Origin of the sequence: Campylobacter sp. LMG 7929 (genome assembly GCF_024723595.1) — a bacterium.
GTDB lineage: Bacteria > Campylobacterota > Campylobacteria > Campylobacterales > Campylobacteraceae > Campylobacter_D.
The window spans coordinates 13,496-24,784 of sequence record NZ_JANQCY010000011.1; the positions used below are offsets into that span (position 1 = coordinate 13,496).

The 11,289-nt window shown below is 28.9% G+C and carries 12 protein-coding genes; 9 read left to right on the forward strand and 3 right to left on the reverse strand.

Features of this window, described 5'->3' with window-relative positions:
- Nucleotides 1–9: 9 nt before the first annotated feature.
- From CAMP5118_RS06240 to CAMP5118_RS06280, 9 genes are all read left to right on the forward strand, one after another.
- Complete coding sequence (locus CAMP5118_RS06240; RefSeq protein ID WP_337216879.1) at nucleotides 10–627, forward strand: TlpA family protein disulfide reductase; 618 nt, start codon at nucleotides 10–12, stop codon at nucleotides 625–627.
- The gene (locus CAMP5118_RS06245; RefSeq protein WP_263663090.1) at nucleotides 611–904 is read left to right on the forward strand and encodes an ATP-dependent Clp protease adaptor ClpS; all 294 of its coding nucleotides are present in this window, start codon (nucleotides 611–613) and stop codon (nucleotides 902–904) included. The genes CAMP5118_RS06240 and CAMP5118_RS06245 overlap by 17 nt, the downstream gene beginning before the upstream one ends.
- The gene (locus tag CAMP5118_RS06250) at nucleotides 901–3,030 is read left to right on the forward strand and encodes an AAA family ATPase (protein ID WP_337216880.1); all 2,130 of its coding nucleotides are present in this window, start codon (nucleotides 901–903) and stop codon (nucleotides 3,028–3,030) included. Before CAMP5118_RS06245 ends, CAMP5118_RS06250 begins: the two co-directional genes overlap by 4 nt.
- Nucleotides 3,005–3,646, forward strand: a complete 642-nt coding sequence (gene aat, locus CAMP5118_RS06255) for a leucyl/phenylalanyl-tRNA--protein transferase (protein WP_337205622.1) — start codon at nucleotides 3,005–3,007, stop codon at nucleotides 3,644–3,646. Before CAMP5118_RS06250 ends, aat begins: the two co-directional genes overlap by 26 nt.
- 92 nt (nucleotides 3,647–3,738) lie before the next feature.
- Nucleotides 3,739–4,170 (forward strand): flagellar basal body rod protein FlgB, encoded by a 432-nt coding sequence (gene flgB, locus CAMP5118_RS06260; RefSeq protein ID WP_039618716.1) that lies wholly within the window; start codon nucleotides 3,739–3,741, stop codon nucleotides 4,168–4,170.
- 10 nt (nucleotides 4,171–4,180) lie between these two features.
- Entirely contained in the window at nucleotides 4,181–4,675 is a 495-nt protein-coding gene (gene flgC, locus CAMP5118_RS06265) for a flagellar basal body rod protein FlgC (protein ID WP_039618718.1), read from the forward strand.
- 3 nt (nucleotides 4,676–4,678) lie between these two features.
- Complete coding sequence (gene fliE, locus CAMP5118_RS06270) at nucleotides 4,679–4,975, forward strand: flagellar hook-basal body complex protein FliE (RefSeq protein ID WP_337205624.1); 297 nt, start codon at nucleotides 4,679–4,681, stop codon at nucleotides 4,973–4,975.
- Between the two features lie 3 nt (nucleotides 4,976–4,978).
- Entirely contained in the window at nucleotides 4,979–6,787 is a 1,809-nt protein-coding gene (locus CAMP5118_RS06275) for a peptidoglycan D,D-transpeptidase FtsI family protein (RefSeq protein ID WP_337205625.1), read from the forward strand.
- Nucleotides 6,788–6,887: 100 nt separating this feature from the next.
- Nucleotides 6,888–8,363 (forward strand): BspA family leucine-rich repeat surface protein, encoded by a 1,476-nt coding sequence (locus CAMP5118_RS06280; RefSeq protein WP_337216881.1) that lies wholly within the window; start codon nucleotides 6,888–6,890, stop codon nucleotides 8,361–8,363.
- Here the strand turns inward: CAMP5118_RS06280 and hemH are convergent.
- Genes hemH through CAMP5118_RS06295 form a run of 3 tightly spaced genes read right to left on the reverse strand, consistent with a single transcriptional unit; the run spans nucleotide 8,350 to nucleotide 11,209 of the window.
- Nucleotides 8,350–9,276, reverse strand: coding sequence for a ferrochelatase (gene hemH, locus CAMP5118_RS06285; protein ID WP_337216882.1), 927 nt, complete (start codon nucleotides 9,274–9,276; stop codon nucleotides 8,350–8,352). The genes CAMP5118_RS06280 and hemH overlap by 14 nt on opposite strands.
- Complete coding sequence (locus CAMP5118_RS06290; RefSeq protein ID WP_337216883.1) at nucleotides 9,276–10,136, reverse strand: Gfo/Idh/MocA family protein; 861 nt, start codon at nucleotides 10,134–10,136, stop codon at nucleotides 9,276–9,278. Before CAMP5118_RS06290 ends, hemH begins: the two co-directional genes overlap by 1 nt.
- Nucleotides 10,133–11,209 carry a DegT/DnrJ/EryC1/StrS family aminotransferase gene (locus tag CAMP5118_RS06295; protein WP_337216897.1) on the reverse strand — a complete coding sequence of 359 codons (1,077 nt, stop codon included), beginning with the start codon at nucleotides 11,207–11,209 and terminating at the stop codon, nucleotides 10,133–10,135. Before CAMP5118_RS06295 ends, CAMP5118_RS06290 begins: the two co-directional genes overlap by 4 nt.
- Nucleotides 11,210–11,289 lie beyond the last annotated feature (80 nt).

Below are 11,289 nucleotides of genomic sequence, written 5' to 3' on the forward strand. Positions count from 1 at the left end.
AGGATTTTGATGAAAAAATTTGCTTATTTATTTTTTACATTTGCTTTTGCATTTTTAATAAGCGCTTGCTCAAGCGAAGAAAAAATCGAAAACGAATTTGCATTTGCTGAGTATAAAATGGGTGATGAAATTCTTTTAAAAAGTGTCAATGGTGGTGAAAAAACCTTAGTAAGAACACAAAATGGTTTTGTGGTAAAAGGTGAAGAGGATAAAATTTTAATGTTTGATTTTTTTGGAACCTTTTGCACACCTTGCCAAGAAGAAGCTACCCATTTAACAAGCTTATGGCAAAAAAATACAGATAATTTTATCATCATAGGGCTTAGTCATTTTGAAAATGTAAGCGATCAAATCGTAAAAGATTTTGCCATTAAATATGGGGCTTATTATTTCTTAAGCAATTCTAAAGAAAATGATAGAATTGTCGCACAAGCTTTAAAAGATATCAACTATCAAAGCATGGAACAACTTCCTTTTAAAGTAGTTTTAAAAGATGGTATTTATCAAGATTTAACAGACTTTTGGAATAAAGATTCAAAAAGTTATGTGAAATATTATCTTGGGAAAGTTTCTACTGAGATTATGCAAGAAGACATTAATAGGATATTAAATGGGTCTAAAAAGTGAAATTTTAGAGCAACAAAAACTAGCAGAACCTAAAATGTTTAAGGTTTTGCTTTTAAATGATGATGTTACCACTATGGATTTTGTAATTGAAATTTTAATGAATATTTTTCATCATGATTTTGAAAAAGCAAGTGCAATTATGCTTGAAATCCATCATCAAGGAAGTGGAGTTTGTGGCATATACACAGAAGAAATTGCACTTAGCAAAAAACAGCAAGTTGACATGGCAGCAAAAAACAATGATTTTCCACTCCAAACAAGGATAGAAGAACAATGAAATATAAAGAACTAATTGACTCATTTATACCAAATGCAAGACATTTAAGCTTTATCAATCATCATGAATTTATCACTTGTGAGCATTTGCTTTTTGCTTTAGTTAAACTTAGTAATGACTTTAAAAATTTACTTGAAGAAATTGGAGATGGTGATTTACAAGGCTTTGAAAATGAGTTAAAAAACTACTTAGCTAAAAATAACGAAATTTTAAAAAAAGAAATAGAACCTATTTTTTCTGTAATCTTGGAAAATATATTACACAAGCTAAATGCAAAAAATCAAACCAGTGTGATTGATTTTATCATCGCACTTTGCAAAGAAGAAAAAGCTTATTCTTATAATATTTTAAAAAAACACCTAATAGAAGAAGGAAAAATAAAAGAATTATTACAAAATGCTGAATTTGAAAATTTAAAAACCCATACTATAGAGCTAGTTGAGCTTGCAAAAAAAAGCAAAATAGATCCTGTTATAGGTAGGAAATTTGAACTTGAAAGAATGATGCAAATTCTAAGCCGTCGCAAAAAAAATAATCCTATTTTAGTTGGTGAGCCAGGTGTTGGTAAAAGTGCCATTATAGATGGACTAGCGTTAGCTATAGCTGAAGAAAAAGTACCAAAACATTTAAAAAACTCAAAAATTTATAGTCTTGATATGGCAAGCTTGCTTTCAGGGACAAAATACAGAGGTGATTTTGAAAAAAGATTAAAAGATATCATTAAAGAATTAGAAAATATCCCTAATGCTATTTTATTTATAGATGAAATTCACACCATAGTAGGAACTGGCGCAAGTAATGAAAGTCATGCAGATATGTCAAATTTATTAAAACCTGCACTAAGTAATGGCAACATTAAATGCATAGGAGCAACTACTTTTATAGAATATAAAAACACCTTTGATAAAAACAAAGCTCTAAGTAGAAGATTTGCAAAAATTGATATAGATGAACCAAGCGAAGAAGAGTGTTTTTTAATCTTACAAGGCTTAAAAAGTAAATATGAAAATTTTCACAAAATCAAAATCAGTGATGAAATTTTACAAACAAGTATAAAACTAGCAAAACAATTTTTACATGATAAATTTTTACCCGATAGTGCGATTGATTTAATCGATGAGCTTGGTGCAAGCTTTGCTTTAGAAGATAAAAAAAGTAAAAAAATAGTAAAAATAAAAGATTTAGAAAATACTTTAGCAAGAATGACGCATTCTCATAAAATTTATGAAAGCGATCAAGGTAAAATTCTTAAGAACTTAGAGCATGATTTAAAACAAAACATCTTTGGGCAAGATGAAGCTATTAAAGCTTTATGTTCTATTTTAAAACAAAGCTATGCAGGATTAAAAGGTAAAAACACCCCAAAAGGTGTGTTTTTATTTACTGGTTCAAGCGGGGTTGGTAAAACCGAACTTGCGAAAAATTTAGCACAAATTTTAAACCTTAATCTTGAAAGATTTGACATGAGTGAATACTCACAAAAACATGACGTGAGCAAACTCATAGGAACTTCAGCAGGTTATGTGGGCTATGAAGATGGTGGCTTGCTTAGTAATAGTATTAGAAAAAATCCTTTTAGCGTAGTTTTATTTGATGAGATAGAAAAAGCTCATCCTGATTTAACTAATACTTTTTTGCAAATTTTTGATAATGCAAGTTTAACGGATAATAGTGGATTAAAAGCTGATTTTAAAAATACTATTATCATTATGACTTCAAATTTAGGTCTCAAAGAAAGTAATGAGCTTGGTTTTTTAAGCAGTGATAAAGAAAAAAGCAATAAAGCCATAAAAGATTTTTTTGCGCCTGAGTTTATCAACCGTATAGATAAAATCATTCATTTTAACGACTTAAGTCAAGAAATTTTAGAACAAATAGTTCAAAAAGAACTAGATTTAATGGCAAAAAATTTAAATAATATCACCATAGAAGCTGATAAAAAAGTAAAAGAATTTCTTGCTAAAAAAACCAATAATAAAGAATTTGGAGTAAGATTGCTAAAACGCATTATTGCTGAAGAATTAGGAGAGAGATTGAGCGATGAGATTTTATTTGGAAAATTAAAAAATGGTGGTAAATTAAAACTCAAACTTTCCAAAAATGAAAAAATCGAATTTGTATTCTAAACTTTTAAAAAGCCCTGATGATGCGCCTGTTTTTATTAGTGAAAAGCTAGAAGTAGACTTTATACCTCATGCTTATCGTCTAGGGCTTTTTCCATGGACTAGTAATCCTGTTACTTGGTGGTGCCCTTCTCCTAGAATGGTGCTTTTACCTGATGAAGTGCGTATACAAAAAAGCATAAAAAAAGCTTTAAAAACTTATGAAATAAGACTTGATTTTGATTTTAACTCGCTTATAAGTCATTGTGCAAAAAGAAAAAAAACTTGGATAAGTCAAGAATTTATACAAGTTTATACAAAACTTTTTGAGCAAAATTTAGCTCATAGTGTCGAAGTTTATGAAAACGATATTTTAATCGGTGGTTTATATGGACTTATCATAGGCAAAATATTTTTTGGTGAAAGCATGATAAGTCTTAAAAAAGATGCCTCAAAAGTAGCCCTAATAAGACTTTGTGAGCTTTTAAAACCATATGATTTTTTAATAGATTGTCAAGTGCCTAATGAGCATTTAAAATTTATGGGTGCTAAAGAAATGACAAAAAAAGATTTTTTAAAAACACTAGAAAAAAAAGTTTCACTTGAAAGTGGCTTTAAAAATTTCAAAAATTTACTATAAAAAGATATACTTATAGATAAACAAAATTGCATAAATATTTTGGAATGATTTTTGCTTTTAGTCTATAAAAGCTTTATTTTAAAGGAAAAATTATGATAAGCCCTTTTAAATCAAAAGAACTTATTGTTGATGCTTTAGCAGGAAGAAACCTAAGAAGTCAAATGATTAATTCTAACCTTGCAAATGTTGATACTCCTTTTTATAAAGCGAGAGATATAGAATTTGAAACTGCTTTAGTTAATAGAGCAAATGAAATTTTTAAAAAGAAAGATACCAAAGAGCTTGAATTAGCAAGTACAAATGCAAATCATCAAAAACCTTGGAAATTTCCAGATCCTAATAAATCAACCATTTATTTAAGAGATGGGCATTTAGCAAGAAATGACGCAAATACAGTAGATCTTGATGTAGAAACTACTGAAATGAGTAAAAATACTATGATGATTACTGCTTTAGATGGTGTTTTAAGAAGACAAAGTAATATTTTTTCAACCATCATAGACACAAGCTCTAAATTAGGCTAGGAGAAAAATAATGGCTTATTTAAGTGATTTTGATATTAGCGGATACGGACTTAGCGCGCAACGCTTTAGAATGAATGTAATTAGCTCAAATATAGCTAATGCAAACACTACTAGAACAGCAGAAGGCGGTCCGTATAGAAGAAGAGAAGTGATTTTTAAAGCGACTGATTTTAATGAATTACTAAATAAACAAATCGCTAAAGATAATAATTTTTTAGAATATGAAAATCCTTTAAATGACCCTGCTTCGCAAAAAGATGCAAAACCTGCTATAATGAGCGTAGTGGTTGATAAGGTTGTAAGAGATGATAAAGATTTTCGTATGAAATTTGATCCATCTCATCCAGATGCGAATGAACAAGGTTATGTTGCTTTTCCAAATATAAACCCAGTCATTGAAATGGCCGATTTAATAGAAGCAACAAGAGCTTACCAAGCAAATGTAAGTGCTTTTACAAGTACTAAAACTATAGCACAAAGTGCGATAGATTTACTAAGAGGTTAATAAATGAACACTATTAATGGTATAAATCAATTTAACAATGTTAACAACAAAAACAACAATAGCAACACAAATAACATAGGTGATGAATTTTCAAGCTTATTAAAAAATTCTATTAACAACCTTAATAAAACTCAAGAAACAGCTGAAGCTGCTATGGTAGACATCGCAACAGGCGAAGTAAAAGACTTACACCAAGCAGCAATTGCTATTAGCAAAGCTGAATCAAGTATGAAATTTATGCTTGAAGTTAGAAATAAGGCTATAAACGCATATAAAGAAATTTCAAGAACTCAAATTTAATATATGCTTTCAAACACCATTAGAAATAGAGTTTCAAAGGTAGCTTTTGCTTTTTGTATGGCTCTGTTTTTTATGGCCTTGTTTTTACTTTCTACTTTTTTTCTAACCTCAAAACGCCATATACCAAATACCCAAAAAGAACAATATTTTTCCGCTCTTAGAGGCAATATCATCACAAGCGATAATTTTACAGTAACTTCTAGTAGGCAAATTTATAGAGCAGAGATTGATCTAAGAAGTTTAAATCCTGATAAAAAAGAATTATTCTTAACGCTTTTTCAAATTTATAGTGGTGCAAGCGATGAACAAATGCAAGATATCAAAAAAAGAATGCTTGCAAAAAAAAGAAGAAGTTATAATTTTATTTTACTCCAAGATATTAATTCAAAAGATGCAAGTTATTTAAAAGAATTAGCTAAAAAGCTTTATACTCAAGGTTTTTTTAAGTCTTTTACAAATAACAATGGCAGAGTTGAAACAAGAGGACTTGATATCATAGAACACAAAGAAGATCGCGTGTATATGCCAAAAGACTCACTTACTCCTATCATAGGCTACACAAGAACTTATATGGACGAAAAAAGCGAAATTTTTAAAAATGTCGGCATAAAAGGCTTAGAAAAATATTACAATGAATGCTTAAGTCCTTTACAAAATGCAAAAATCCAAGGTTTAAGAGATATAGGTGGCAATATTATCTTAAATTTACACTCTTATGAAAAGCGTAAAATAGATGGATGTAATTTATACTTAAATATTTCACTAAAACTCCAAAAAGGCTTAGAAAAGGCTATTGATAAAAGAAATGAAGATCTAAAAGCTAATGAAATTATAGTTGCAATTATGGAAAGTAAAAGTGGAAAAATTTTAGCCCTTGCTAGCTCAAGAAGATATGATCCACAAAATCGTGGAAAAGATCTATCTGTGCTTAATGCAAGTGCGATAGAATATGGCTATGAAGCGGGTTCTGTTATAAAGCCTTTTATATTTACCACTGCTTTAATGCTAGATAAAATCAAAGTCAATGAAATCATCAACACCCAAGGTGGTCAATATAAGCTTGGTCGTTTTACTATACGCGATGATCATAGAAAAGATAAAATGAGCATGGAAGAAGTTATTACCTACTCTTCAAATGTTGGTATGATTAAAATCGCCCAAAGATTAAGCAATCTTGAAATCATCTCAGGACTTAGAATTTTTCGTTTTGGAGAAAGAAGTGGTATTGATCTTCCTTATGAGCAAAAAGGAGAAATACCAAATCCGAAAAGATTAAGAGAAGTAGAAAAATCTGTATTAAGCTATGGCTATGGCTTAAAAACAACTTTTATGCAACTTCTAGCTGCTTATAATGTATTTAACAATGATGGAATTTATATCACACCACAAATTGCAAATAAAATTTATCAAGATGGACGCTTAATAAAACTTGATGATGAAGTTAAAAAAGAAAAAATTCTTTCAAGTAAAGCTGCTAAAGAAATGCAACAAATTTTAATCAATGTTATAGAAAAAGGAACAGGCAAAAAAGCACAAACTCAAGGCATTATCATAGGTGGTAAAACAGGTACAGCTAGGATTGCTGAAAGAAAAGGCTATACTTCAAATCGCTACAATGCTTCATTTTTTGGCTTTGCAAATGATGAGAAAAACAATTATACCATAGGGGTTTTGGTAAGAAATCCTACCAAGGCTTATAGTTATTACGCTGCACAAAGTGCTTTGCCTATGTTTAAAGATACAGTAAATCTTATGATAAAAGAAAGTTATTTAAAGCCTATAGAAAGTCAAAACAATGACATCAAAAAATAAAATTACAATGATAATAATCTTTTTTATATTGATTTTTTGTTTCGCTTATTTAAAGTACTGGGTTTTATTATTTATAACTTTACTTGTATTTTTGGTTATATTGTATTTACTCAAACTGCAATCAAAAAAGATAATCCACAAACCAAAAACAAAAGAAACTCTTGAATATTTAATACTATCAGATATTCCGCTTAAAAATATAGATACAAGTTTAATTCAAGATATGAGCTATTTATTTAGTAATATTAGTGAAGAAAAATTTATAGGTATAGAAACTTGGGATACAAGTAATGTTGATAACATGGAAGGGATGTTTTTAGGATGTAAAAATTTTAATTCCTATATCAACAACTGGGATGTAAGTAAAGTAAAAAACATGGCTAAAATGTTTCAAGGGTGTGAAAATTTTAATCAAGCTCTAGATAAATGGAATACATCTAATCTTGTTAATACACATAAAATGTTTCAAGGATGTAAAAAATTTAATCAAAATATTAATTCTTGGAATACATCTAATCTAAGAATAACTTCTAAAATGTTTTATAATTGCATAAGCTTTAATCAAGCTCTAGATAAATGGAATACACTTAAAATTACAAATTCAAAATCTATGTTTGAAAATTGTAAAAATTTCACGCATTCACTTGATAATTGGGACATAAAAAACATAACTATCAAAGATAATATGTTTAGTGGCTGTTGCAAATCCATATTTTCTTTGGCAAATTTTAAACAATATGAAAAATTATTCAAAGACTACAAAAACAATACAACACAATCTTTTATTTTTGGTAAAAAAGAATATGCTCATATGTATAATCCAAAAACCAAAAGCGAACTAAAAGCCTTAGTTGATGATTTAAATACAAGCCTTAAAGATATCAATGTAAGCAATATACAAGAAATGGATTGTTTATTTAAAAATAGCAAAAGAAAAGATTTTAGTGGTATAGAAGAATGGGATGTATCAAATGTAACAAGCATGAATGAAATGTTTTATGGATGTAAAAATTTTAATTCCTATGTCAATAACTGGGATGTAAGCAAAGTAAAATACATGAACAAAATGTTTTATGGATGTAAAAAATTCAATCAAAATCTAAATAATTGGAATACAAAAAGTTTAAAGTCCATTGCTGGGATGTTTTACAATTGCAAAACATTTAACCAACCACTAGATAAATGGAATACTAGCAAAATCATCAGCATGCATGCAACTTTTGCTGGTTGCGAAAATTTCAATCAAAATCTAAACAATTGGGACACAACTAAAGTTATAAATATTAGTTATATGTTTTCAAATTGCTTTAGTTTTAATCAAGCTTTGGATAAATGGGATGTTTCAAATGTATTATGGATGGAATATACATTTTTTTGCGATTCTATTTTCAAAATTCCTTTTTCAAAAACTCCAAAATTTAATCAAGATTTAAACAATTGGAATATTGATAGTGTTATAAGCACACAAGGTATGTTTAGTGGATGTACAAGCTTCAATCAAAAACTGTCAAACTGGAATTTGGAAAATATCCCGAGAAAAAAATATATGTTTTTTAATACTGCTATAAAGCATTAATATAAAAAGTATATTTTACTTGATTTAAAATAAACTCTATAAACTCATCGCTATCATTAGGGCAAGCAATAAGCTCATAATCACTTTTTGCTAAGTGTCTATACTCAACTCCAAGTTCAAAAATAGTTTCAGAACAATCTATACAAAAAGATATAGGATAAATCAAAGCTTTTTGATCTAAACTTTCTAAAATATCACTTGTATTTGGTTCAAGCCATTTAACTGGACCTAGTTTTGATTGATAGGATAAAATGATTTGATCAAATTCATTTTTTAGTTTTTCTTTTAAGATACCCACATGCTCTTGCACATGTTTTTCATACAAATCGCCTTTTTTAATCACTGAAAGCGGTAAAGAATGGGCAGAAAAAATCAAAGTTTTATAATCACACTCTTTCTTTTTTTCTAAAATATGCTTTATAATCATTTCATTATAAAGTTCATCTTTATAAAAAACATCAATGATTTTTACATTAGCTTGATTTTGGATATTTCTTAGCTCATTTTGCACCACTTCTAAAGAACTAGTTACAGTGGTTTTAGAATGATGAGGATATAAAGGAAATAAAATGATTTCATCATTTTTTTGAAAATCATATTTTGAAAAAACATCATTTGCAAAGGGTGGCACATAAAGACTAATAAAATCAAAGCTATATTCACTAGTTTTAGAATTTAATCTATCACATAAACTTTGTGTGATTTGGGTAAGCGGAGACTTCCCACCCATTTTTTCATAGTTTTGCTTCATAGCTCTTAGTCTTGATTTTCTTATCATAAAGGCTACAAATTTTCTTAAAAAAACATTTTTTATCCCTAAAATATAAGGATCATTAAACATATTTTTTAAAAAAACTTCACATTCATCAAGCTTATTAATCCCGCCCATATTTAAAAAAAATACATATTTCACTATTTAACACCTTCTAAAATTTCTTGCACTCTCAAAGCATCTTCAATACTAGCTAAATTTTCACAAACTCCATTTTGCAAAAGCTCAAAAAAGTCTTCATGTTCAGCATACAAAGGAGAGTTTTCATATAAATTTGGAATTTTTTGCATATTGATAAAAAGTTCAAAATTTTTAAGATCAAGTTCATAGGTATGTTTTTTACCTAAAAGCGTGATTTTTCTTATAATGCATTGTCCATTCCAGCTATCATGAATACTTGCTAAAATATTTTCTAATTTTAAGCTTATCATTACCTCATCTTCAAATTTATCATGATGAAAGCTTTTATAAACATTTGCTTTTAAAATTTGCTCTTGACTTAAAAATCTAACTAAGTCAATATCATGCACACTAAGATCACTTAAAACACCTACATCATTTATTCTTTGTGGATAAGGCGAAATTCTTTGTATGTTAATACTTATAATCTCATCTTCTAAAAGTTTTTCTTTTAAAGTTAAAACAGCAGGATTAAATCTCTCACAAAAACCCACCCCTACTCTGACTTTATTTTCTCTAGCTTTTTGCTCTAAAATTAAAATTTCATCAATATTTAATGCCAAAGGCTTTTCTATCAAAATATTTTTTATTTTAGGAAAAACCTTTAAAGCTATGTCTAAATGCGTATGAGTAGGCGTGGCAATGATAACACCATCAAGATTTTGTGCTAAAAAATCATCAAAATTTTTATGAAAAAAGTGTTTAAATTCATCTTTGCAAAAAGGATCATAAAGATGAATTTCTTTTACTTTTAAATTACGCTCAAGTTCTCTTAAATGGTTTTTGCCCATTTTACCAAGGCCTATAAGCCCTATTTTCATTCAAAAGCCTCAATCACTCTAGCTTGGTGCTCTTCTTTTAAAAATGCACTCATAGGCAAAGATAAAATTTCATTACTCAAAAGCTCTGTATTTGGCAAATCACCCTTTTTATAAGCAAGATAATCAAAAGCTTCTTGCAAATGAAGCCCTAAAGGATAATGCACCGCAGTAGGTATGCCTTGCTCTTGTAATTTTTGCATGAAATTTTCTCTATTCTTCACACGTACGCTATATTGAGCCTGGGCACTCACAAAATCATCTTTTCTTGGCGGTAAAATACAATTTTTTAAATTTTCATCATAAATTTTTGCTATTGCTTCTCTTTTTTTAATCTCTTCATCTAAGTATTTTAATTTCACATTTAAAATAGCTGCTTGGATGGTATCAAGCCTTCCATTAATACCGATGTATTTATGCTTATATCTTTGCACTTGTCCATGATTTAAATAAATTTTTATTTTTTGTGCTAATTCATCATCTTGGGTAAAGATCGCTCCACCATCTCCATAAGCACCTAAAGGCTTAGACGGGAAAAAGCTTGTGCAAGATATATCAGCTATAGCACATGATTTTATACCCTTTTGACTAGCTCCAAAACTTTGCGCGCTATCTTCTATCAAAGCAATATTTTGACTTTTACAAAGCTCTTTTAGAGTAAGCATATCGGGCATAAGCCCAAAAATACTCACAGCAATTACAGCTTTAGTTTTAGGCGTGATAGCACTTTGAACTTTTTCTAAACTAAGATTATAATCTTTAAAATCAATATCTACAAAAACAGGTTTAGCGCCGATTAGAGCAACCATTTCAGCTGTAGCTATAAAGGTAAAACTTGGCACTATTACCTCATCATCTCTACCCACGCCCAAAGCCATCAAGGCTAAAAATAATGCACTTGTGCCACTTGAACAACCTATTGCGTGTTTAATACCTACATATTTAGCTAAATTATATTCAAACTCTTCTAATTTTGCACCACCTATAAAAGAAGTGCTTTGTAAAATTTCACTAATAGCCTCATCGATTTCATTTTTATAAGCATTATATTGAGCATTTAAGTCTATAAAAGGAATTTTCATTGTATTACCTTAGTAAATTTAAAATCATGATTATAAGATAGTTTTACTTAATTTAAAGTATTTTTGGTATTATT

Coding starts and splice junctions, on each gene's coding strand:
- CAMP5118_RS06290 (WP_337216883.1), bottom strand. CDS start 10,136: ATGAAAATAGGGCTTATAGGCCTTGGTAAAATGGGCAAAAACCATTTA.
- CAMP5118_RS06245 (WP_263663090.1), top strand. CDS start 611: ATGGGTCTAAAAAGTGAAATTTTAGAGCAACAAAAACTAGCAGAACCT.
- fliE (WP_337205624.1), top strand. CDS start 4,679: ATGAACACTATTAATGGTATAAATCAATTTAACAATGTTAACAACAAA.
- aat (WP_337205622.1), top strand. CDS start 3,005: ATGAAAAAATCGAATTTGTATTCTAAACTTTTAAAAAGCCCTGATGAT.
- CAMP5118_RS06240 (WP_337216879.1), top strand. CDS start 10: ATGAAAAAATTTGCTTATTTATTTTTTACATTTGCTTTTGCATTTTTA.
- CAMP5118_RS06275 (WP_337205625.1), top strand. CDS start 4,979: ATGCTTTCAAACACCATTAGAAATAGAGTTTCAAAGGTAGCTTTTGCT.
- flgB (WP_039618716.1), top strand. CDS start 3,739: ATGATAAGCCCTTTTAAATCAAAAGAACTTATTGTTGATGCTTTAGCA.
- CAMP5118_RS06250 (WP_337216880.1), top strand. CDS start 901: ATGAAATATAAAGAACTAATTGACTCATTTATACCAAATGCAAGACAT.
- flgC (WP_039618718.1), top strand. CDS start 4,181: ATGGCTTATTTAAGTGATTTTGATATTAGCGGATACGGACTTAGCGCG.